At 62.7% G+C, this 20,836-nt stretch carries 22 protein-coding genes and 2 tRNA genes; 8 read left to right on the forward strand and 16 right to left on the reverse strand.

The genetic code is table 11. From position 1 onward, the window contains the following. Positions 1 to 765 precede the first annotated feature (765 nt). The 6 genes from RT97_RS33295 to RT97_RS29895 all read left to right on the forward strand — a co-directional run bounded on the left by RT97_RS33295 (position 766) and on the right by RT97_RS29895 (position 6,947). Positions 766 to 942, forward strand: coding sequence for a hypothetical protein (locus tag RT97_RS33295; protein WP_155403934.1), 177 nt, complete (start codon positions 766 to 768; stop codon positions 940 to 942). A 47-nt stretch (positions 943 to 989) separates the two neighbouring features. After that, on the forward strand, positions 990 to 2,027 hold the full coding sequence (locus RT97_RS32225) for an aKG-HExxH-type peptide beta-hydroxylase (protein ID WP_052810792.1): 1,038 nt from the start codon (positions 990 to 992) through the stop codon (positions 2,025 to 2,027). A gap of 206 nt (positions 2,028 to 2,233) precedes the next feature. Then, on the forward strand, positions 2,234 to 2,968 hold the full coding sequence (locus tag RT97_RS29880; RefSeq protein WP_155403935.1) for a hypothetical protein: 735 nt from the start codon (positions 2,234 to 2,236) through the stop codon (positions 2,966 to 2,968). Beyond that, on the forward strand, positions 2,965 to 3,531 hold the full coding sequence (locus RT97_RS29885) for a DUF6176 family protein (protein WP_042582485.1): 567 nt from the start codon (positions 2,965 to 2,967) through the stop codon (positions 3,529 to 3,531). The genes RT97_RS29880 and RT97_RS29885 overlap by 4 nt, the downstream gene beginning before the upstream one ends. Then, positions 3,532 to 4,821 carry an HlyD family secretion protein gene (locus RT97_RS29890; protein WP_042582486.1) on the forward strand — a complete coding sequence of 430 codons (1,290 nt, stop codon included), beginning with the start codon at positions 3,532 to 3,534 and terminating at the stop codon, positions 4,819 to 4,821. It begins immediately after the preceding gene. After that, the gene (locus RT97_RS29895) at positions 4,818 to 6,947 is read left to right on the forward strand and encodes a peptidase domain-containing ABC transporter (protein ID WP_042582487.1); all 2,130 of its coding nucleotides are present in this window, start codon (positions 4,818 to 4,820) and stop codon (positions 6,945 to 6,947) included. The genes RT97_RS29890 and RT97_RS29895 overlap by 4 nt, the downstream gene beginning before the upstream one ends. Positions 6,948 to 7,561: 614 nt before the next feature. On the opposite strand, the gene RT97_RS29900 is transcribed toward RT97_RS29895, so the two are convergent. Beyond that, positions 7,562 to 7,984 carry a hypothetical protein gene (locus RT97_RS29900; protein ID WP_042582488.1) on the reverse strand — a complete coding sequence of 141 codons (423 nt, stop codon included), beginning with the start codon at positions 7,982 to 7,984 and terminating at the stop codon, positions 7,562 to 7,564. Between the two features lie 83 nt (positions 7,985 to 8,067). On the opposite strand from RT97_RS29900, the gene RT97_RS33300 reads away from it, so the two are divergent. Continuing rightward, the gene (locus RT97_RS33300; protein ID WP_172672270.1) at positions 8,068 to 8,433 is read left to right on the forward strand and encodes a hypothetical protein; all 366 of its coding nucleotides are present in this window, start codon (positions 8,068 to 8,070) and stop codon (positions 8,431 to 8,433) included. An 87-nt stretch (positions 8,434 to 8,520) separates the two neighbouring features. Here RT97_RS33300 and RT97_RS29905 read toward each other — a convergent pair whose 3' ends face one another. The 5 genes from RT97_RS29905 to RT97_RS33305 form a co-directional block, all read right to left on the reverse strand. Further along, entirely contained in the window at positions 8,521 to 9,084 is a 564-nt protein-coding gene (locus RT97_RS29905) for an HNH endonuclease (protein ID WP_042582489.1), read from the reverse strand. 52 nt (positions 9,085 to 9,136) lie between these two features. Further along, positions 9,137 to 9,210: transfer RNA gene (locus RT97_RS29910), tRNA-His, on the reverse strand. Between the two features lie 29 nt (positions 9,211 to 9,239). Beyond that, positions 9,240 to 9,446, reverse strand: coding sequence for a hypothetical protein (locus RT97_RS29915; RefSeq protein WP_042582490.1), 207 nt, complete (start codon positions 9,444 to 9,446; stop codon positions 9,240 to 9,242). 37 nt (positions 9,447 to 9,483) lie between these two features. Further along, positions 9,484 to 9,560, reverse strand: a tRNA-Arg gene (locus tag RT97_RS29920). A gap of 374 nt (positions 9,561 to 9,934) precedes the next feature. After that, a complete protein-coding gene (locus tag RT97_RS33305; protein WP_144298954.1) occupies positions 9,935 to 10,138 on the reverse strand; it encodes a hypothetical protein in 204 nt (67 codons plus the stop codon). 152 nt (positions 10,139 to 10,290) lie between these two features. Here RT97_RS33305 and RT97_RS29925 point away from each other — a divergent pair, with 152 nt between their 5' ends. Beyond that, on the forward strand, positions 10,291 to 10,674 hold the full coding sequence (locus RT97_RS29925) for a transcriptional regulator (RefSeq protein ID WP_042582491.1): 384 nt from the start codon (positions 10,291 to 10,293) through the stop codon (positions 10,672 to 10,674). Positions 10,675 to 10,677: 3 nt separating this feature from the next. Here RT97_RS29925 and RT97_RS29930 read toward each other — a convergent pair whose 3' ends face one another. The 10 genes from RT97_RS29930 to RT97_RS29975 form a co-directional block, all read right to left on the reverse strand. Further along, entirely contained in the window at positions 10,678 to 11,142 is a 465-nt protein-coding gene (locus RT97_RS29930) for an acyl-CoA thioesterase (protein WP_042582492.1), read from the reverse strand. 2 nt (positions 11,143 to 11,144) lie between these two features. Further along, a complete protein-coding gene (locus tag RT97_RS29935; RefSeq protein WP_042582493.1) occupies positions 11,145 to 11,675 on the reverse strand; it encodes a MarR family winged helix-turn-helix transcriptional regulator in 531 nt (176 codons plus the stop codon). Continuing rightward, a complete protein-coding gene (locus RT97_RS29940) occupies positions 11,672 to 12,448 on the reverse strand; it encodes an SDR family NAD(P)-dependent oxidoreductase (protein ID WP_042582494.1) in 777 nt (258 codons plus the stop codon). Before RT97_RS29940 ends, RT97_RS29935 begins: the two co-directional genes overlap by 4 nt. 95 nt (positions 12,449 to 12,543) lie before the next feature. Continuing rightward, the gene (locus RT97_RS29945) at positions 12,544 to 14,130 is read right to left on the reverse strand and encodes an ATP-dependent acyl-CoA ligase (protein WP_042582495.1); all 1,587 of its coding nucleotides are present in this window, start codon (positions 14,128 to 14,130) and stop codon (positions 12,544 to 12,546) included. Continuing rightward, positions 14,120 to 14,851 carry an ABC transporter ATP-binding protein gene (locus tag RT97_RS29950; protein ID WP_042582496.1) on the reverse strand — a complete coding sequence of 244 codons (732 nt, stop codon included), beginning with the start codon at positions 14,849 to 14,851 and terminating at the stop codon, positions 14,120 to 14,122. The genes RT97_RS29945 and RT97_RS29950 overlap by 11 nt, the downstream gene beginning before the upstream one ends. 82 nt (positions 14,852 to 14,933) lie before the next feature. Beyond that, entirely contained in the window at positions 14,934 to 16,721 is a 1,788-nt protein-coding gene (locus RT97_RS29955) for a branched-chain amino acid ABC transporter ATP-binding protein/permease (protein ID WP_042582497.1), read from the reverse strand. Beyond that, positions 16,718 to 17,773, reverse strand: a complete 1,056-nt coding sequence (locus tag RT97_RS29960; RefSeq protein ID WP_042582498.1) for a branched-chain amino acid ABC transporter permease — start codon at positions 17,771 to 17,773, stop codon at positions 16,718 to 16,720. The genes RT97_RS29955 and RT97_RS29960 overlap by 4 nt, the downstream gene beginning before the upstream one ends. 61 nt (positions 17,774 to 17,834) lie before the next feature. Continuing rightward, the gene (locus tag RT97_RS29965; protein ID WP_042582499.1) at positions 17,835 to 18,998 is read right to left on the reverse strand and encodes an ABC transporter substrate-binding protein; all 1,164 of its coding nucleotides are present in this window, start codon (positions 18,996 to 18,998) and stop codon (positions 17,835 to 17,837) included. A 40-nt stretch (positions 18,999 to 19,038) separates the two neighbouring features. Further along, entirely contained in the window at positions 19,039 to 19,512 is a 474-nt protein-coding gene (locus RT97_RS29970; protein WP_042582572.1) for an aromatic-ring-hydroxylating dioxygenase subunit beta, read from the reverse strand. Continuing rightward, a complete protein-coding gene (locus tag RT97_RS29975; protein ID WP_042582500.1) occupies positions 19,509 to 20,828 on the reverse strand; it encodes an aromatic ring-hydroxylating dioxygenase subunit alpha in 1,320 nt (439 codons plus the stop codon). Before RT97_RS29975 ends, RT97_RS29970 begins: the two co-directional genes overlap by 4 nt. Positions 20,829 to 20,836 lie beyond the last annotated feature (8 nt).

Below are 20,836 nucleotides of genomic sequence, written 5' to 3' on the forward strand. Positions count from 1 at the left end.
CCCTTGGCGCGTTTGCTCGCCCCAATGAAAAATGCCCCGCTCGGCGGGGCATCTCGATCAAAGCAGCCGGCAGTCTATTTACACAGACTGCTCGGGCGCCTTTCTCTTGTTGCTTGTGCCCTTTCAATACGGGGGTGGCCCCGGATCTCGCCGGCTAAAGACCACCCTGTCGCGCATCCCTGCTTCGCGAGCGTCCGATCAGCAATACGACAAGGCGCGGCCAAGCTTCAGCACGCACCCGCTCATAACGATCGCTATTAGATGGAGTCTATCTTGACGATGCATCCTATTTGGACCTGAACGTCAAGTTAATGAGTCTTGCACCATAGCGTTTTGGAACCTAATAACTACACATTGAAAACGTGCCGTCGCGCTCGACTGTGTGCTATATAGAGTGCGAAATTAATCCGTCGCGATGGATGTAAGAATTTATACAACAAAACGCCACCAGCAAGCCGTCAAAAAGCATCCCCTATATCATATATTTCAATCATGAATGGTTAACAATTATCACAGGGGTATACAAAAATGCGCGGCCTTGGTAATTTTACGCGATCCCAGAATATTAATTCCCTGATGAGAACCATCTTATTAAAATTGACCGGGGAATTTTTTGACGAGGAGATTAAAAACAGGAATGCTCCCCCCTTTCAGGTGTCGAGGGACACCTTTTGGATCAGCGATGAGCATTGCTCGCGCTACCGAACTCTCCGATATCCGGAGGGTCCAAGAGTCAAATCTTGCCAATTTGAGGAGCTTTAAACGATGAGTCAATCAGAAAACGTGCGCTTCGAGCCAGTTAGCAATCTTCCTACTGCTTCCGATGCAGTTGCCAAGGATCTCGCTTCACGAAAAATCAGTTTCATGTTGCCAGAAGAGTTGGACATGGTTGGCGGCGCCACGCTTCAATTTGCATATGATTTTCCAGAGGGCTACGCGTAATTATAAAAACGGCACCTTCGGGTGCCTTTCAAAAAAAAAGGAAACCGATGAACGCACAAGCCAAACCCCTGAAAAATCAAAAACCCTACGATATGTTTACTTGCCTTCCTCAAGATGTCGGTCGAGTCGAATACGTTCGCAGGCTGAAGAATGAGGAAACCTTGAGGGCCTATAAGGCTATTTGCGTTGCCTTTGAAAAGGGCAGTGGGCACAACCTCGAGGAAATCAAGAAAAAGATCGAAGCGGTGGATCCAGCGCAGCGTCTGAATCCGTCACTTCATTCCATCGTACATCAAGCCGGGGTTGCGATGCGGGCCGGCGATGCATTGGGTTGCTACAGGGCGTTGAAATGGATTGAGGAGGAACAGGCCGTGGTACGGCATCCTGGAATGTTGGTGCAGGCACCAAACAACAGTCCGGCCTCCGCTGAAGCCATCCAGCACATGCATAACGACCCAACCAAGGACGTGCATGGTCGCAGAGCCGAGATCTACGAAACACGCGAGGAAGAGCTGGTCGAATATCGATCCGACATCGAACGGGTCTTGGAGTCAATCAAACTCCTCGATCCGTTGATGCACGACGAAATGCTCGCATCGGTCTCAGAGGCAACCGTATTCCGTGCGCAGGCGTTGATGGGCGGCTCGCTCATTCGGACTTTTGGCGCTATTTACATCGGATCTCCAGATCATGATCCAATTCGCAAGGAATTTGGCGAGCATTTCAATATACGAGGTGTTCCGTATTTCATGGAACATGTCGTACACGAGACGTCGCACAACGTTTTGTTCGGCCTGATGCTGGTAGACCCTATGGTTCTGAATCCGACCACAGAGCGCTACAGCGCACCACTTCGAACCGATTTGCGCCCCATGTATGGGATTTTCCACGCTTCTTTTGTTATTTCAAGAATGCTGAGAATTTTCAAATTGATGGAGGCCAGCGGAGAAATTCAGTACGCAAGATTGATCAAACATTTTGAACCTCGCCTAAAAAATGGACTCGATATTTTAGCTCAGCACGGAAATTTAACCCCTTCGGGAAAGCAAATGTTCGACACCTTTGCCCCCTGCGCGGGGATTTGAATTGCGTCTTCAAAACTGCCTGGATTTGATGATTCAGGCAGTTCCGGCAAAGATTGCGTGTGCTCCCGCTGCAATACATGGCGACTTCCATGTCGCGAGGGCCGCGACGCTGATAGCCCGTCAGGGGCAGCCTCCTATGCAGATCAAAGGTTTCGGGTGCTCCAGAAATGCGCTTCAGGCGCAGGTCTCGGCTCTGGGAGAAATGCATGAGTACTTATGGTCACATCCGGCAGTACCCCACGGTGCCCATTTTGACTCAGGAGTTTTATTCAGGCACGCAAAAAGAAACTACAGGCCCTGAGCTTCACCGACGAAAAGATGGAAGCCGCGAGGATGCCACGGGGACGGCTTTTCATTTCCAATTGAAAGAATGCATTGAGCATTCGGTGCTGGAGTTGCTGGAGCGCCATTTGATCTGGCGACTGTGGCAGGAAGACCTCAAGGTCCACACGATCACCAGTCGTGAATGGCAACCGATTCCCGGCTCCGTGCGTTGCGTGATCGCCGAAAGGTTGCCGTTCTGCCTCGCCATATGCGCAACAGACAGCTTCATAGGAATCGGCGCCAAATTGTCGACCAGCATTCAGGCTGCGCTGGAAGGCGCGATCGCCGAGGCGATCATGATTCACGATGACTATGCAACGCCCAATTCCCGCGCCGCGCCGCGCCATCAAGAGACGGTGCTAGCGATGCACGATGCTCGCCGTCGTATGCAGGTACTCGGCCATGTCAAGAAGCTTCCGGCAAGTCAGCACGAACTTGATTTGTCGATGTCGATCAACTTCGGCGCCCTGGCGGCGCGCCTACACGGAGAAGCTGGGGAAATCTGGACGGCAACGCTTCCCTGCCAGAGCGGATATTGCACAAAGTCGCGCTCCGACTCATTGCGCCACTATAAAGACCCCGGCAGGACCGGAATTCCATCCATCCCCATGCTATGAATATCACTGACGTACAACTTCAGATCCTGCGTATCGACGCAGGCAGCGAACCCGAGCGGTGCGATGGGTCCACTGTCCGCGTGATCTTCGAGGTGGGCGGTTCGTCGTTCTTGGCGAGCTATTCGAGAGGACCCCGAATCTTCACGTCGCAAGCATCCCGTCGCATGCTGGTGACTAAATTGCTGGCAGACGTCATCAGCCCGCACACGGTGATTTCCAAGCTGTCGGAAGTCGACGCATCAACGGCGGTAATTCGGCTGTTGCCCCGCAGCGAATCTGCCCTGGCGACTTGGCGCTCTTCGATGTCCAGTCTTCACGCACAAGCGGTCGAGTCCATCGGGCAAGAAGGTGTTTTGTGCGAAAGCTGGTTTTCTTTTTACATCGACGACGACGCCTTTCTTTTCGCGGTCATGTTGCGGTCGATCGGAATCCGCGCCGAGGAAAAGGACGCGACTTCGGACCTGGAGATCGACCGTCACCACCGGGCTTTCAAGGCATCCTGGGATCGAACACTGCGTATTGCGTGCCGGCCGTGGATGACGCACACGAAGATTCAAGACTAGATGTCCAAGAATCCTGGACCGTTCCGCGCGGATGCTATTGCTTCTCGCAGCGCGAACCAGATAGGCGCCGCGCTGCTTTCCCGGCCCAAGACCTTCAGTCTGATGGTGACGATCGTCGGTCTGGTCGTTGCAGCACTGATTCTGATGATGGTGTTCGTGGAGTACACCTCCCGGGCGACGGTCGGGGGAATCATCCTGCCGAGCGCAGGGCTGGTGAAGATCTACACACCCCAGGCTGGAACGCTGTCGCACATCAAGGTCAAGGATGGATCTTTCGTTCGCAAGGGACAGCCCTTGTTCACCATTTCGAACGACAAGCATGCGAATGCGAAGGAGAGCACGCAGGCGTCGCTCAGCAACCTGAATGGCAAGAAACTCAGGATCTTGACCGAGCAACGCGGACGAGCTGTCGAAATCACGTCCAGCCAGAACAAATCGTTGAAGGAAACGGAAGCACAGTTGACGGCGGAGATCACGAATCTTCAAAAACAAGTGCTGCTCAAAAGACAACGGCTGTCGCTCACGCAGCAAAATGCCTCCCGTTATGAATCGCTGAAGCAGCAAGGATTCATATCCAACGAGATGCTGATGGACAAAACGCGCGACGGCCTCGAGCAAGAGGAATTGCTGACCGCCCTAGAGCGAGACGAAATCGACAAGCAGGGGCTGCTGCGCAATAACCGGGCTGAACAAAATCTCAATGCTGTCAGGCTCGACAGCCAGTTGCTCCAGCTTGACAGGGAAATCGCCGATCTAGAGCAGGAGTCCATCGAGAACTCCAACAAGTATGAACTGACAGTCAGTGCGCCGGACGATGGTCGACTGGTCGGTTTCACTGCGCGGCGCGGCGACACAGTGACAGGCCAGCGCGCTTTGGCGAACCTGATTCCGCTCGATTCCCCGCTGCAAGCGGAGCTTTTTGCCAACAGCCGGGCCATGGGCTTCATGCGCCCCGGTGCGATAGTGTCGCTGCGGCTGCAGGCTTATCCATACCAGAAGTTCGGGACGGTGACCGGCACAGTTCGCGATATCTCCGATGCCCCGATCTCGACGGTCGATCTAGGCCTCGGATTTGTGCCCATGATCGACGGCAAGCGATCGACGGACGAAGGCCTGTACAGGGTGACTGTCGAACTGCGCTCCCAGACCATCCAGGTGGCGGCCCGGCCCGAGCCGCTGCGCGTCGGCCTGCTGGTTGACGGCGACGTGTTCCTGGAGACCAGACGTCTTTACGAATGGGCGCTCGAGCCGCTTTTCGGTTTGAGGAACAGAGGCGCGTACGTCCAATGAAAACACTGAACCAACTGTCCTCGGGTTGGCGTCGCGCTTTTCCCACGATTCTTCAGAGCGAGAACTCCGAGTGCGGATTGGCTTGCCTAGCCATGGTCGCCACCTTCCATGGCCACGCCGTGGACCTGCAAACACTACGGCGCAGATTTCCGATCTCGCTCAAGGGACTGAACTTCAGTCAACTCATGCATCTGGCGACACGGCTGAAGATGGTGAGCCGGCCTCTGAAGCTGGACATGGATGGCGTCGAGCACCTCACGCTTCCCTGCATCCTTCATTGGAACTTCCAGCATTTCGTGGTGCTGACCGAGTACCGCGGCAGCAGCGCGGTGATTTGCGATCCCGCCGTCGGTCAGCGACAGATCTCGATTGCGGAGCTGTCACGATGCTTCACGGGCGCGGCGCTCGAACTCTATCCGGACACGGGCTTCGTCAAGCAGGCGCCCGCGCCCCGCGTCCGCATCCGTGACCTGATGGGCAGGACCATCGGGCTGCGTCGTTCCCTGGGACAAATCGCATTCATGGCACTGGCGGCGGAGATGTTCTCGCTGCTGATGCCCTTCTACGTTCAGTGGATCGTGGATCGCGGCATCCCGGCGGGCGACAAATCGCTGATCGGCACGCTGGCCTTGTGCTTCATCGGCATGTGCCTGCTGCAGAACGGCATCACTGCCGCCAGGGGCTGGATGATGATCCACCTCAACACGTCTCTGGGTTTCCAATGGAAGAACGGCGTGTTCTCCCACCTGCTGAACCTGCCGCTGGGCTTCTTTCAGAAGCGCCATCTGGGCGACGTGCTTTCCAGGACGTCCGCAGTCGACTCGATCCAGAAGACGCTTACGACTTCGTTCCTCGATGCGATTCTCGATGGCTCCATGGCGATCGCGACAGGCATCGCGATGTTGCTTTACGGCGGGACACTTTTCATACCGGTCGCGCTCTCGGTGATCGCATACGTGCTTGTGCGATCGACGGTGTACCGCTACTCCTGGGCGGCCAACACTGAAGCGATTGTGCATGCGGCGAAGCAGAACTCGTTCTTTCTGGAAACCATACGCGGGATCCGGGCAATCAGTCTCTTCGGCAAGCGGGAAGAACGAAGAGCGACGTGGCTGGGCATGCTGGTCAATCAGCTGAATGCCGGACTAAGAGCTGAAAGAGCGACGCTCGTCATCAAAAACGCGGCGCCATGCATCTTTGGCGTGGAGCGGATCATCACCGTGTGGTGGGCTGCGAATCTCGCGCTGGAAGGCACGATTTCCATCGGTGTGCTGATGGGCTTTCTTGCCTACAGGGAGCAGTTCTCCGGCCGGGTCCAAGCACTGATCGACAACTATTTCGAAGTCCGAATGCTTCGGCTGCAAGGCGAGCGTCTCGCCGACATCGTCCACACCGAGCAGGAGGAAAACGATGACGCTTCGGACTTTGACCTTGGAGAGTTGCGTCATTTCAAACTGGAAGTGCATGACGTCTCATTCCGTTATTCGAGGTTCGACCGGCTGATTCTGGAGAAGGTGAGCCTGCAGGTCGAGGAGGGGGAGTCGCTCGCCATCGTGGGGCCATCGGGCAGCGGCAAGAGCAGTCTGTTGAACCTGCTGATCGGGGCCCTTCCTCCAACCAGCGGAAAGATCCTGGTGGGAGGCGTAGATATCGCGAATATCGGCAAGAAGAAATATCGCGACTTGGTGGGCGTTGTCATGCAGGATGACTCATTGTTCTCCGGGTCCATTGCGGACAACATTTCTTTCTTTACCGAATCCGCGTCGCGCGAGGACATCGAGCAGTGCGCCAAGCTGGCCGCGATCCACACCGACATCATGATGTTTCCGATGGGATACGAGACCCTGGTGGGAGACATGGGAAGCACGCTGTCAGGAGGACAAAAGCAGCGAATCTTGCTTGCCCGGAGCATTTTCAAGAAGCCGAAAATCCTGATCCTGGATGAAGCCACCAGCCACCTAGACGTCGAATTGGAGAGGCAGGTGAACGCAGCTATCAGGTCGTTGCGCATCACCCGGATTATCGTTGCCCACAGGCCGGAGACAATCGCTTCGGCCGACAGGATTGTCCACCTCGTGAATGGCCGCTTGGTCGAGAGCGAAGCGGCCGAGGTTCAATCCGCCTGAACTTCTAGCTCAGAGCAGAGCCGGTCAAGTGCAGCGTCCTGGCGGCGCTTGAGTTGCAACCGAACAGCCATCCGCGGAGATCCAATTCACATGTATTGACGGCTGCAGGGCGCGGGGCTTGTGGCGTCACCAAGACAACTCGGGCGCGGCGGCATAGTCCGCCGGTCATTCGGCATGCTCTTTTGACCTGCCCCCCTCCGAGCCGTATCAGCGTCATGGCGAAGGAAATTTCCAGCCTCGGCTGAAAACTGATCGACTGCGAGGGGCAGATGAAACCCGGCGGCAGGGGGACCCGTGATGCCCGCAAGTGAAATGCCTGTAGGGCGACTAATGTTCAGTGCCGCTCACGTTTGTTCGCTTGGCGCAAAACTGGCGCACCGCGATGTCGAAAATCGACAATTCGAGACCTTCCGATTCGGTCCTACACTGCGGTTTTCTTGTTTAGAATCAAGACCTTATCAACTCAACTTCAGAACGCCCATAGGCGCTCCGAGTCGCCTCTTAATCCGTAGGTCGAGTGTTCGAGTCACTCAGGGCCCACCACCAACATGGCGGAAACGCTGAAAAAGCCTGCTACCTCACCGGTAGCAGGCTTTTTTATTTGCTCGCCGGCCTCATAGCGAACCCGCCCCACCCTGCCGCGTGATCCAGTCATCGACGAAATGCGCGAGCACCTCGCGTTTCTCGCCGATCTCGGCTGCCAGATATTGGCGTGCGTGTTCCTGTGCCAACTCATTCGACAGGAACCACTGCTCCCGCTCGGGGCTGCCTTGCGGCGGTGGTGTACCCCAGGTCGCAACACTCTTGCCCAGGAAAGCTTCGGTGACCGGCAGCCGCCCATCGGTCTTGCCGATGTCGAACAACGCATTGCGCGGACCACCGAGCGCGACGCGCACCTGGACGATGTCGCTCTCCGCATGAACAGACGCGCCGAGCCCACCCGCTTGATGCACCTGCCAGAGCTGCTCCGCGGAAGCATTGCGAACCCAGCTTTCAAGCGCTCGCGTCAAACTCTCGAGGATGATTTCTTTGTTCATGTATGCACTATTTCACATTTAGGGCTATCGGTTCTGCTCTTCGCCTACGCGAATCCACAAAGTTCAGTACCTGACATGGCATCTTGTACCTGCTGTCACGCACCACAACAATCAGGATTACAGGGACATCAACTTCGAAGCAGCAAGCTCGTTGGACCCGCTTCGGCGGGTTATTTTTTGCCCTCCAGCATCCAGGCCGCGCAGCGATGTCCGGCGACAACACAATCCGCGGGCCTGGCGAGGTGGCTGTTGGCCTGCGCTATATTTCTCCCATGGAAAAGGCGTCCGACATAGGCAAACCCACCGTCCCCATCGACCTGATCGGGCCGGAACACTGGGGCCGCTCCAAGCGCGGCAATGGTCGGGTCACCAAAGTTCTCTGCATCATCGTCGGCGGCCTCGCGGCGGCGGGGGTGATCGCCTACCGCGTGTTCGGCGTCGGCCGCTGAGCATTCCGTTCGACCGACAAAAAGCCCGCCGTCCAACGACAGCGGGCTTTTTTCATGCGGGTCGAGCCAATGCACGTCATCGCCCTGTCACTGAAGACGCGAGCCCTTGGGCAGCCGTTTGGCGAGCCACTCGTGCACGTCCGCACGGATGTTGCGGCCTTCGAGAAGGAAGTTCTCGAAACGACTCGGCACGTACGGCAAATACACCAACGGCATGCCTGCTTCCTCCGGCGTCCGCGCGGCCTTCTTGTTGTTGCAGACGGCGCACGCGCTCACCAGGTTGGTCCAGGTCCACGGACCGCCGCGCGATTCGGGCAGCACGTGCTCGCATTGCAGGTCGCGCTCGTGGAACACGCCCGCGCAATACGCGCAGGTGTGGCGGTCGCGACGCACCAGCTTGCCCTTCGTGACACCGGACACCACGTCGAACAGGTTGATCTTCGAGGCGCCGCGCAGCGCGATGATCGGCGCCACCTCGATGCGCGACTGCACACCGCGCGCAACGTTGAAACCGCCGCGCAGCGTGGCCAGCGGCAGGACGCCGTCTTCCCACGCGACCGATCCGGTGGCGTAGTGCAGCGCCGCCTGCTCCAGCGAAATCCAGGCTTGCGGCGTGCCCTGAATGTCGAGTTGCAGGACGTGAGGTTGCATGATGGCTCGCCTCCTTTTGCGGCGATGGTCGAATGAGCGAAGAAAGAAGAGGTGGGGTACACGAACGGAATCGAACCGTCGTCAGCGGGATCACAACCCGCGGCTCTGCCGTTGAGCTACGTGCACCGTAAAGAGAAGAATGCCGATTCGGGCCGCTACCACTCGCCCACTTCGCGGACGCGCTGGTCGAGATCGAGGCACTCGCGCAGGCGCGAATGGCCCTGCGAAGCGGACGAGTTCGCCACTGCATGCTGCGCATCGGCACCGATGCCGAATCGACGAAGGAAGGCGAGCACCATGCGGCTGCGCGGCTGGGCCGGGCGCACGGTGATCATCCGGATCGGGGTGTTGCGCTTGCGCATGGTGACTCCTTGGTTGTGGCTGACGGCAAAACACAAGTGGCCCCACGTGCACGACTCGAACGTGCAACCCCTTGCTTCGTAGGCAAGTGCTCTGATCCATTGAGCTAACGCGGGATAAAAAACAAAAGTGTCCGGTTACGAGTTCCGGCGCCGCCCAATCTTTGCGGCCGGTTTCCGCGGAAGGACCATCTGCAATGGCCCGGTTCCGCTCGGGTTCGGTGCGAAAAAACGAATGACCGCCTTTCCATTTCGGTTGTGTCCTCACGCGACGGACAGCGCGCTGGGCGCTGCCCCGTACGACGTCGCTGCACAGGAGGGATCAGTTCCTGCACATCCCGCCAGACCGTCTACGCGGTGGGTCCTGGCGGTGTGGTGAAGGCACACCCGAAATGGCAAAAGCACGACAAACAAAACAAAAACAAAACAAAAAGGCCCGGAAACCTTTCGGTGTCCGGGCCTCTGCTGGAGAGAGCTTGGAAGGTATGCGCCTATGCGCAACCTCCACCCGGTAGCACCTGATCCTCGAACTTGCCAACGCGCAGGCGGGCTGCGGTTTGCGTGGCATGCACGTAGCTCTGGCGCAGATTCGATTTCGACGACGGCATGCCGAACCCACCGCCACACGACCACACGCGCACGAACGCCCGGCCCGATGCGGGTCGAATGTTGGTGAGGGTCAATGCGGTGTTCACGATGGGTCCTGGTCAAAAATTGCCGCTGTCGGCTGTCGAGGGTTGGAAAAAGAGGACGGCTTGCGCCGCGAATGAGCGCAACTGTAAATAGTGTTTACTGGGACGTCAACAACCGAGACAATCTTTTCTTGTCTTGTTGTTGTTTTTGAACAGTGCCCAATACCACCGTCGCGCGCCGTCGCAATGTCCTTGCGCTGCATCGCCGCTTTCTCGAGGGCGCCATTGCCGCCGGCCTGCCAGCCAAGGGGCTGGACCAGTCCTTCGCCAAGAAGATAGAAATCTCCCCCAGCATGTGGAGCCAGATCAAGAGCTCCCGGCCCATCGGCGACAACCTCGCACGGCAGATCGAGCGACATTGCGAGGTGGAGCCCGGCTGGCTCGACAAGGAAGACCGGCCTTCCGAAGTGCCCGATGCGGCGGAAGAGCGCTTCCTCGCGGCAGCGCGTGAGGCATGGCGCGCGGCCAATGCCAAGGGGAAAAGGGAACTCAGCGGCTGGCTGAAGAAACACACGCAGGACGCCGACCCGCCCCCCTGAATTTCAGCTCGCCAATGCGGGCACGTCACGCAGGATCGCCGCGCGCATGTCGTCGGGAATCGCAACCGCGCGATGCGTCTCGAGCGAGGTCGTGACGATCACCTGCTTCATCTGCATCCGCACTTCGCCGCTCTCGGCACCGAAGCAGCGTACCGCGAGCGTCATCGAGCGCGAACCCAGCCGCTCCACGGCGAGGCCAAGCGTCACCTGATCGCCCATCCGGCTCACCGCACGAAAGTCCACCTCGAGCTTCACGGTCGGCAGCCCGATGTGGCGCTCTGCCACGAGCCCGTGGTAACTGAGGCCCAACCCTTCGTTCACCCAGTCTTCGATCAGCCCGTTGAGCATCACGAAGTACTGCGGATAGAACACGATACCCGCCGGATCGCAGTCCGAAAACCGGATCAACCGAGGCCGCCGGAACTCCGCGCTCGCTGCCGCCAGGTCGACGTGGGTGGCGTCGCTCATGTTCAGCCCTCCTCGCCGGCCGTCTCGCCGCGCATCACATGCACGCGCAGCAAGCCGAGCTGGCTGTGCATCTGCTTGACGGTTTTCATGTCGAGGCCCGAGAACATCTCGAGGATCCACTGCTCGTGTTCGCTCGCCATCGTCTCGAAAGCGCGCCGCCCCGCGGGCGTGAGGCTCACGATCCACGCGCGCCGATCGTCGGGACTCGGCGCGCGCGCCACCATGCCTTCGCGCTCCAGCTCGTCGGTCAGCCCCGTCACATTGCCGCCGGTCACCATCAGGTAGCGCGACAGCACGCGCATCTTGAGCCCGTCCTTGTAGCGGTGCAGCTGCGCCATGTAGTCGAAGCGTGCCAGCGAGATGCCGAAGCGCTCGCGCAGACGGCGGCGGATCTCGGCCTCGATCTGCGTGGTGCTCGCAAGCATGCGCAGCCACAGCTTGAGCATCGCGTGGTCTTCGTGGCCCGCGCGCCCCTCGTGACCGAGCTCTTCGGCATCGCTCAATGCGGCATGCGAAGCGTCGTTGCGTGTCATGTCACTTCTCCTCCGGAAACCGAGATCGACTGGCCCGTGACCGATGCGGCGCCTTCGCCGCAGAGCCATCGCACCGCATCGGCCACTTCGGCCGGCTGCACGATGCGCTTCTGCGGGTTCACGCTGGAGAACTCCGCCAGCGCATCGGCCTCGCTGCGCCCGGTCTTGCCGACCACGTTGGCGACGCTGTTGCGCAGGATGTCGGTGTCGGTGTAGCCCGGGCACACGGCATTCACCGAGATGCCCTTGCGCGCCACTTCGAGCGCGAGCGAACGCGTGAGACCGATCACGCCGTGCTTGGCCGCGGTATAGGCCGACACATAGGCATAGCCCTTCTGCCCCGCCGTGCTTGCGATGTTGACGATGCGGCCCCAGCCGGCATCGAGCATGTCGGGCAGCGCGGCCTGCGCGCACAGGAAGCTGCCGGTGAGGTTCACCGACAGCATCCGTTGCCAGAGCTCGACCGAGGTCTTGAGGAATGGCGCGCTCTCGGCAGCACCTGCGTTGTTGACGAGGATCACGATCGGCCCCCGCGCCGCACGCGCCTGCGCGAAGGCGGCCTGTACGCCGTCCGGGTCGGCCACGTCGGCTGTCGCCACGCCATGCCCGCTGCCGGCGAGCGAATCGGCCACGCGCTGGAGCGCCTCGCGGTCACGCCCCAGCAAGGTCAGCACGGCGCCTTCGGACGCGAGCGTGCGGGCGATCTCGGCGCCGATGCCGCGCGCAGCGCCGGTAACGAGTGCGTGGCGGCCAATGAGTAGATTTGATTGCATACCTGAATGGTTTAGTTCTGAATCATTTTAGCGAGGTCCGATGGCCCGGACCGCCACTGCATGAAACGCCCCTTCGGGATCCGGCGTCGCGCCCTTCACGAACGCAGCGGCCGGCCATCCCAGGTGTGCGGCCCCACGCCGCGCTCGCGCAGCTTGAACTTCTGCACCTTGCCGTTCTCGGTGCGCGGCAGGTCGGGCAGCACGTCGATGTAGCGCGGCACCGCGAAGTAAGGCAGACGGCCCTCGCAAAAGCGCGACAGCTCCACCGGATCGATACGCTCGCCCTCGCGTGCGACCAGCGCGGCCATCACCTCGTCCTCCGCCAGCTCGGAGCGCACCGGATACACCGCGCACGACGCCACGCCCGGATGGCTCAGCAGGACCTGCTCCACCTCGAACGAGGAGATGTTCTCCCCGCGCCGGCGGATCGCGTCCTTGATGCGGTCGACGAAGCGAAACGCGCCGTCCGCATCGCGCACCACGCGGTCGCCCGTGTGGAACCACAGGTTGCGCCACGCCTCGACCGTCTTCTCCGGCATGTTGAAGTAGCCGCTGGCAAAGGCATAGGGCTCGTCCGCACGCAGCAGCAGTTCGCCGGCCTCACCGGGCGGCAGCGCCACGTCGTCTTCATCGGCCACGCAGGCCTGGAAGCCGGGTCGCAACCAGCCCATGACGCCGCCGCGCGGCGAATCGGGGGCGGTGGCGATCGCGAAGTTGGTTTCGGTCGAGCCGTAACCCTCGAGCAGCGACACGCCCGTGCGCGCCTTGAAGGCCTGCCCCGCCGCCGAGGGCACGCCGGGGCCGAGCCCGGTGCGCACGCGGTGATCGCGCTCGCCATCGCCCGGGGGCTGCGCGAGCAGGATCGGCACCATCGCGCCCAGCAGGTAGACCACGGTCGCGCCGCTCGCGCGCATCGACGGCCAGAAGCCCGACGCCGAGAAGCGCGATTCGAACACCACCTCGGCCCCGGTCAGTGCGGCCTGCGCGAAGGTGTTGAGCGCGTTGATGTGAAAGAGCGGCAGCGTGGTGCACAAGACGTCGTCGCGCCCGACGCCCAGCACCTCGGCGCTGTTCACGCCCCACCAGAAATACTGGGCATGCGGGCAGATCACGCCCTTGGCCGGCCCGGTGGTGCCCGAGGTGTAGAGGATGGCGAGCGGATCGCCCGGCTGCACCGCAGCGGGTGCAATGGCTTCCGAGCCTTCGGGGTAGTTCGAGACGCGCACATCGGCGGGCGGCTCCCCGGCAGCGTCGCCTTCGCCCACGACCCACACTTCGCGCACCGATGTACGCCCGAGGTCCGCAGTCTTCAATCGATCGAGAAAGCCGGCCTCGATCACCAGCAGCTTCGCCGCGCTGTTGGCCAGGAAGTATTCGATCTGCGGCCCCATCGACGCCGTGTTCACCGGCACGATCGACGCGCCCATCCATCCCGCGCCGAGAAAGGTTTCGAGAAATTCGATGCGGTTGCCGCACATCACTGCGATGCGATCGCCACGCGCCACGCCCGCCTGCACAAGCGCACCGGCACGCACCCCAGCGGCTTCAGCCGCGTCGCTGTGCGTCCACTGCCGCCCGGCAATCCGCAGCAGCGGCCGACTGCCGAACTGCGCCGCCTGTCGCTGCAGCATTGCTGGCAGCGTGCGCTGCGCCGGCGGCAGGGCGCGCACCTCACTCGTCATCGTGCGTGCCCCCGCCGAGATAAGTCGCCTGCACGCGCGGATCGCTCGCCAGTTCGGCCGAGGCGCCCGAGAGCGCGATCTCGCCCGTCTCCAGCACATACCCTTCGTCAGAGCTCTCGAGCGCGGCGCGCGCGTTCTGCTCCACCAACAGGATCGAGACGCCGTCGTCCCGCAGCTTTCGCACGATGGTGAGGATGTCCCGCACGATGAGCGGCGCGAGTCCGAGGCTGGGCTCGTCGAGCATCAGGAGGCGCGGCGCGGACATCAGCGCACGCCCCACGGCGAGCATCTGCCGCTCGCCGCCGGAGAGCGTGTCGGCGCGCTGCGCACGACGCTCGGCCAGCCGCGGAAAGCGGTCATACACCGACTGCAGCCGCTTCTTCATCGCATCGCCGCGCAGCCGCTTGGCATAGGCGCCCAGTTGCAGGTTGTCGAGCACCGTGAGTTCACCGAACAGCTCGCGCTTCTCGGGCACGAGACAGAGGCCTCGCTCCACGCGTGCCTCCACGTCGAGGCCTTGCAGGTCTTCGCCCTCGAAGCGCAGCGTGCCCTTGCATGGCAGCAGGCCCATGGCCGCGGCCAGCAGCGTGGTCTTGCCCGCGCCGTTCGGGCCGATCACCGAGATGATCTGGCCCGGCTGCAAGTCGAGCGACACACCGCGCACCGCCTCGACCTGCCCGTACGACACATGCAGGTCGCCGATCTCCAGCATTGCGGTCATTTCACTACCCCCAAGCTTTTTGCTTCGTGTACTTCTCCTGCCCCCTGAAGGGGGCCCGCGTCTTCGGACGGCCGTGCGGCGCTCATACAACGCTCCCCAGGTACGCCGCCTGCACACGCTCGTCCGCGCGCACCGCCGACGGCACGCCCTCCACGAGCTTGGAGCCGAAGTTCATCACCACCAGGCGGTCCACCAGTTTCATCACGAAGTCCATGTCGTGTTCGACGATCAGGATGGTCACGCCCTCCTCCCTGAGCTTGCGCAGCAGGTCGCCGAGTGCCATCTTTTCCTTGCGGCGCAGGCCCGCCGCGGGCTCGTCGAGCACCAGCAGCACCGGGTCGGCGGCCAGCGCGCGCGCGATTTCCAGGATGCGTTGCGTGCCCAGCGGCAGGCTGCCCGCGAGCTCGTGCGCGCGGTCGCCCAGGCCGATGCGGTCGAGCTGGCGTTGCGCCTCCTGCAGGATCTGCATTTCTTCCTTGCGGTCGAGCCTGAGGCCCGCCTTCAGGATGCCCGAGCGCGTGCGCGAGTGCGCGCCCAGCGCCACGTTGTCCAAGAGACTCATGTGCGGACGCAGCTTCACGTGCTGGAAGGTGCGCGCCAGGCCCAGCCGCGCCACCTGCCGCTGGGGCATGCCGGCGATGTCGTGGTCCAGGAAACGCACCTGCCCCGAGGTCATCGGCAGCGTGCAGGTCAGCAGGTTGAACATGGTCGACTTGCCCGCGCCGTTCGGCCCGATCAGCCCGACGATCTCGCCGGCCTTCACGTCGAAGCTCACGTCGTTCACCGCCACCAGCCCGCCGAAGCGCTTGACCGCGCCGTTCACCGACAGCACCTGCGTGCCGCGCGCCGGCAGTTGGCGATTCGGCAGCGGCTCGACCGGCGGCGCCTCGTGTCGCGAAGCGCCCTGCGCAACGCCGCGGCGGCGCGTCCAGCGCCGCAGCAGGCCCATCAACCCGCCGCGCGCAAAGTGCAGCAACAGGATGAAGAGCGCGGCGAAGGCCACGGCCTCCAGTTGCCCGGCACGCTGGGTGAGCATCGGCAGCACGTCCTGCAGCCCGTTCTTCAGCACCAGCACCAGCGCGGCGCCGACGAGCGCGCCCGCGAGCTGCCCGAGCCCGCCGGCCACCGCCATCAGCAGGTACTCGATGCTTGCGCGCACGTCGAAAGGCGACGGGCTCACGAAGCGGTTCATGTGCGCGTAAAGCCAGCCCGCCAGGCCCGCGAAGAGCGCGGCTGTCACGAACAGCGTGAGCCGCACGCGGTAGGCATCCGCGCCCACGCTCGCCAGCAGCGTCGCACCGCCGCGCAACCCGCGAATCGCCCGGCCCGGGCGCGACTGCAGCAGGTTGTGGCTGAACAGGCAGGCCAGGCCCACCACCACCCAGATCAGGTAGTACATCGACCGCGGATCGGCCAGCGACCAGCCCGCGACCTGCAGCGCCGGAATGTTCGACAGGCCCGTGTGCCGCCCGAGCGCATCGACGTTGCCGAACAGCATCGCGATCGACAGGCCCCACGCGATCGTGCTGAGCGGCAGGAAGTGCCCGCCGAGCCGCAGCGTGAGCATGCCGATGGTAAGCGCCGACAGGCCCGTGAGCAGCAGCGCGAACAGGAGACCGATCCAGGGCGACATGCCCTGCGTGGTCGTGAGCCACGCCGTCGCATAGGCCGCGATGCCCACGAAGGCCGCCTGGCCGAACGAAGTCGCGCCGCCCACGCCGGTGAGCAGCACCAGCCCGAGCGCCACGAGCGCGCCGATGCCGATGTCGTTGAGCAGCGAGACGGTGAAGCTGCCCGCTACCGCCGGCACCAATGCCAGCACGACGACCACCACGGCGATCCACATCATGCGTTTGCGGTTGCCGTTCATTGGTCCACCTCGTCTTCTTCCTCTTCGGAGTGCGCGGCCATGAGGGAGCGCAGCATGAGCACCGGTATGAGCAGGCTGAACACGATCACGTCTTTCAGCGCGCCGCTCCAGAACGAGGCGAAGCTCTCGACAACGCCGACCGCGAGGGCGCCCACGGCCGTCATCGGGTAGCTCACGAGCCCGCCGATGATCGCGGCCACGAAGGCCTTCAGGCCGATGATGAAACCGGAGTCGTAATACATGGTCGTCACGGGCGCGATCAGCACGCCGATGAGCCCGGCCAGCAGCGACGCGCAGCCGTACGCCAGCAGCGCCGTGCGCACCGGCCGGATGCCGACCAGCCGCGCACCCACCCGATTGACCGCCGTGGCGCGCAGCGCCTTGCCGGCCACCGTGCGCTCGAACACCAGGAAGAAAAGTCCGCTCAGCACGATCGCGGCGCCCACCATCAGCACCACCTGGCCACTGACGGTGAACCCGTCGCCCAGCGTGAACACCGCGCTCGTGAGGGGCGTGGTGCGCGAGCCTTCAGGACCGAAGAACAACAGGCCAAGACCCGACAGCAGGAAGTGCAGCGCGAGCGACACGATCAGGAGCACCAGCACCGACGCATCGGCAATCGGCTGGAACACCACCCGCGCGAGCAACGGCGCGATCGGCACGACCAACAGCACGGCGACGGCGATGTGCACCGCCACCGGCACGCCCGGCCGCGCCGCAAGCCATGCGAGCACGCACGGGATCGCGGGCAGCACGCCCCACATCAGCACCGCCTTCGGAATGCGCGCGACCTCGCCGCGCCGAAGCAGGCTGCCGATCTCGGTCGCCAGCGCCAGCGCGGCGAGCACCACGACCATGCCGATCGTTGCCGGCACGCGGCCGGTCTCGAAGGCCGCGAGCGACAGCGCCGCGAAGGCCGCGATGTCGCCGAACGGCACGAACACCACGCGCGTCACGGAAAAGATCAGCACGAGCCCGAGCCCGGCCAGCAGGTACACCGCACCGTTGGCCAGGCCGTCGGTGATGAGGATCAGCGCGACGTCCCACGTCATAGGAAAACCTCAGGCATTGCTTTCATCTTCTTTCTTGTCTTCGTCGGGAACCGGGCGTTGATCAAGGTGCGAGCTTCCATTGGCCGTTGTCCAGCTTGACGATCACGCGGGCGCGCTCGTCCACGCCGTAGAGGCTGCCGGGCTTGAAGCTGTAGACGCCGTGCGTGCCCACCACTTCCTTGGTGCTGAAGATGGCATCGCGCAACGCAACGCGGAACTCCGCGGTTCCCGGCTCGGCCTTCTTCATGGCGCGCGAGGCGGCATCGGCGAACACCAGCCAGCCGTCGAAGGAATAGGCCGAGAAGGCATCGCTGGTCGGCGCGTTGTTCACCTTCTGGAACACCGCGCGGAAATCGGTCGCGATCTTCTTGGTCGGGTAGCTGTCGGGCAGTTGCTCGGCGACGATCACCGGCCCGGTGGGCATCAGCGCGTTCTGCCCCGCTGCGCCGACCACGCGCACGAAGTCGGGGTTGATGAGGCCGTGCTGCCCGTACACCCCGCCCTTGTAGCCGCGCTCCTGCAGCGCAAGGAACGGCAGTGCGCCCGGCGTGCCGGCGCCGCCGGTCATCACCGCGTCGGGGCGCAGCGCCACGATCTTGAGCACTTGGCCGGTCACCGAGGCGTCGGCGCGCGCATAGCGCTCGTTGCTCACCACCTTGATGCCGGCGCCGGGCGCGGCCTTCATGAGCGCGTCGTACACTAGGTCGCCCCACGCGTCGGTGAAGCCGATGTAGCCCACGGTCTTCACGTTGTTGCGCTTCATGCGCTCGACCACCGCGTCGATCATCAGCTGCGTGGGCTGCGCGACCGTCATGACCCACGGGTTCTCGTTCGGATCGAGCAGGATGGGCGTGAGTCCGATCATCGGCGTCTTCGCGTCACGGCCGACCTGCGCCATCGCGATGGCCGCCGGCACGCCCGAGGTGCCCATGAGCACGTCGACTTTCTCCTCTTCGACGAGCTTGCGCGCATTGCGCCCGGCCGTGGTCGGGTCGGAGCCGTCGTCCAGCACGATGAGCTGCACCTTGCGGCCGTTGATCTCGGGCTTGTAAGCGAGCGCCGCCTGCATGCCCTTGGCATAGGGAACGCCCAGCGAGGAGTTCGGCCCCGAGAGCGACACGCTCAGGCCGACCTTCAGGTCGGCCGCGAATGCGCTCGCAACGCCACAGGCGGTGAGCGCCGCGGCAAGGGCACCGCGCGTCAGGGTCAGCATCAGGCTCTTCATGTCGTAGCTCCAGTGAGGATGGGTGGAAAGGACGGATGACTCAGATGAACAACTGGATCGCCGGCAACGCGCGCGTGGCGTTGACGAGGTCGATGCGCTTCTGGCGGATCGCCCAGCCCGAGGGGGCCGATGGCGTGCGCACGAGTTGGTGACGGGCCGTGCCGCTCAACAGGATCTGGGATTCGCCCCGCGCCTCGACGTACAGGAACGGCGTGCGCAGCCGCACCTCGTCGCCCGCCTCTTCCTCGATGCGCGAAGGCTGCAGCACATGCTGGCTGTGGCTCGCGGGGTGCTGCGAATGCGCGCGCGGATTCTTCAATCGATCGACGCGCAGTTGCAGCAGCAGCCGGTCTTCGTAAGCCAGCGAGTTGTGCGAGAACGGATCGGCCTGCGCCGCACCGAGCAACGGCACCCAGTAATGGCCGTCCTCGGCGAAGAGCGCCAGCCAGTCGTCCAGGCGCCGCTCGTCGAGCAGGGCCGCCTCATGGGCAACGAAATCGCGTGGGTCGTTCATGCCGCGACCTCCGCCGCCATCGCTTTCGCCCACGCGCGGAACTGGTTGCGCATGAGCAGCTCGTTCGTGCCGTTGGTGGTGATGGTCGATTGCGCAAGTTCGGCCGCATCGAAGTTGCGATGCAGGCTCACCCACTCGTTGCCGCCGGCGCGCAGGCCCTGCTGGATGCTCTCGAACAAATGCACGTCGTCGTGCGCCACGACCGACATCGGCGAGAACACGAGCCGGTTGTAGCTCATCGCACGCTCGAAGAGCAGCGCGGGCGCGCCGGCTGCGCGGAAGCTCCAGGCCTCGATCAGCGTGCGGTCGGCGGCGATCGGGCGGATCACGCGAATGGCTTGCGGCGAGCCCTTCACCGAGAGGCTGGGATAGAAAACCGAGTTCTGCGGCGAGCGCTGCAGGATGTCGGCCGCGCGCTCGGCCCCATGCGCGGCCTGCATCGCGGCCTCGTACTCGGGCAACTGCGCGTAGTTGGAATGGATGCTGAAGTTCACTCCGAGCACGCTGTGCCCGTTGGCGAACACCCGCCCGCCCATCTTGTCGAAGAATTCGTAGCCCGAGCCGAAGGGCAGGATCTGCTCCATCGCCATCGGCTTGGGATCGGTGGGCGCATGGCCCTCCCACAGCGCCTCGGCCGCCTTGGTGGCCGACTCGTGCGTCGACATCGGATGCACCGTGTCGTTGATGTTCTCCAGGTACATCTTCCAGTTGCAATGGACGATGTTGCGCAGCACGCCGCCGCCCACGGTGAGCTTGCCGTCGGGCGAGCGGTCGACCATGTTGTCGATGGTGCCGAGCACCTCGCCGAAGTAGTCCTCGAACGAAGGGCCGGTGTCGGCCAGGCGCACGAACACGAAGTCGCGGTAGACCTTCACATGTTTCACCACCGACAGCCCCTGCCCCGATTCGCAGGCCTTGAGCTGCGTGCCTTCGTACCCGTTCTTCAGCGGCAGGCCGAGCGGAGCGCCGTCGAGCTTGTAGGTCCACGCGTGGTACGGGCAGCGAAAGAACCGGCCGGTGTTGCCGCTCTCGTCCGTCACCAGCTGCGTGCCCTTGTGCGCGCAGCGGTTGTACATGACATGCACCGCGCCATCGGGCTGCCGCACCATCAGGAGCGGCCGGCCCGCGACCTCCTGCGTCACGAAGTCGCCCGCCTCGGGCACCTGGCTCGCGTGGCCGAGGAAGACCCAGGTGTTCGCGAACAGGCGCTCCTGCTCGAGCGCGAAGATCTCCTCGCTCAGGTACAGGTCGCGGTGCACGCGATCGTCCTGCACCAGGGCGGCAACGCGGTCGGGATGATGGCGGTAGCTGGTCATCGGCGGGC

It is taken from the genome of Variovorax paradoxus, assembly GCF_000834655.1.
GTDB lineage: Bacteria > Pseudomonadota > Gammaproteobacteria > Burkholderiales > Burkholderiaceae_C > Variovorax > Variovorax paradoxus_F.

Excerpts from the sequence above, each read along its gene's own strand:
- RT97_RS29880 (WP_155403935.1), top strand. The coding sequence starts at position 2,234 with ATGAGTACTTATGGTCACATCCGGCAGTACCCCACGGTGCCCATTTTG.
- RT97_RS29930 (WP_042582492.1), bottom strand. The coding sequence starts at position 11,142 with ATGAGCGACGCCACCCACGTCGACCTGGCGGCAGCGAGCGCGGAGTTC.
- RT97_RS29890 (WP_042582486.1), top strand. The coding sequence starts at position 3,532 with ATGTCCAAGAATCCTGGACCGTTCCGCGCGGATGCTATTGCTTCTCGC.
- RT97_RS29965 (WP_042582499.1), bottom strand. The coding sequence starts at position 18,998 with ATGAAGAGCCTGATGCTGACCCTGACGCGCGGTGCCCTTGCCGCGGCG.
- RT97_RS29975 (WP_042582500.1), bottom strand. The coding sequence starts at position 20,828 with ATGACCAGCTACCGCCATCATCCCGACCGCGTTGCCGCCCTGGTGCAG.
- RT97_RS29955 (WP_042582497.1), bottom strand. The coding sequence starts at position 16,721 with ATGAACGGCAACCGCAAACGCATGATGTGGATCGCCGTGGTGGTCGTC.
- RT97_RS29935 (WP_042582493.1), bottom strand. The coding sequence starts at position 11,675 with ATGACACGCAACGACGCTTCGCATGCCGCATTGAGCGATGCCGAAGAG.
- RT97_RS29895 (WP_042582487.1), top strand. The coding sequence starts at position 4,818 with ATGAAAACACTGAACCAACTGTCCTCGGGTTGGCGTCGCGCTTTTCCC.
- RT97_RS29960 (WP_042582498.1), bottom strand. The coding sequence starts at position 17,773 with ATGACGTGGGACGTCGCGCTGATCCTCATCACCGACGGCCTGGCCAAC.
- RT97_RS29900 (WP_042582488.1), bottom strand. The coding sequence starts at position 7,984 with ATGAACAAAGAAATCATCCTCGAGAGTTTGACGCGAGCGCTTGAAAGC.
- RT97_RS29945 (WP_042582495.1), bottom strand. The coding sequence starts at position 14,130 with ATGACGAGTGAGGTGCGCGCCCTGCCGCCGGCGCAGCGCACGCTGCCA.
- RT97_RS29915 (WP_042582490.1), bottom strand. The coding sequence starts at position 9,446 with ATGCGCAAGCGCAACACCCCGATCCGGATGATCACCGTGCGCCCGGCC.
- RT97_RS29905 (WP_042582489.1), bottom strand. The coding sequence starts at position 9,084 with ATGCAACCTCACGTCCTGCAACTCGACATTCAGGGCACGCCGCAAGCC.
- RT97_RS29885 (WP_042582485.1), top strand. The coding sequence starts at position 2,965 with ATGAATATCACTGACGTACAACTTCAGATCCTGCGTATCGACGCAGGC.
- RT97_RS32225 (WP_052810792.1), top strand. The coding sequence starts at position 990 with ATGAACGCACAAGCCAAACCCCTGAAAAATCAAAAACCCTACGATATG.
- RT97_RS29940 (WP_042582494.1), bottom strand. The coding sequence starts at position 12,448 with ATGCAATCAAATCTACTCATTGGCCGCCACGCACTCGTTACCGGCGCT.
- RT97_RS29970 (WP_042582572.1), bottom strand. The coding sequence starts at position 19,512 with ATGAACGACCCACGCGATTTCGTTGCCCATGAGGCGGCCCTGCTCGAC.
- RT97_RS29950 (WP_042582496.1), bottom strand. The coding sequence starts at position 14,851 with ATGACCGCAATGCTGGAGATCGGCGACCTGCATGTGTCGTACGGGCAG.
- RT97_RS33295 (WP_155403934.1), top strand. The coding sequence starts at position 766 with ATGAGTCAATCAGAAAACGTGCGCTTCGAGCCAGTTAGCAATCTTCCT.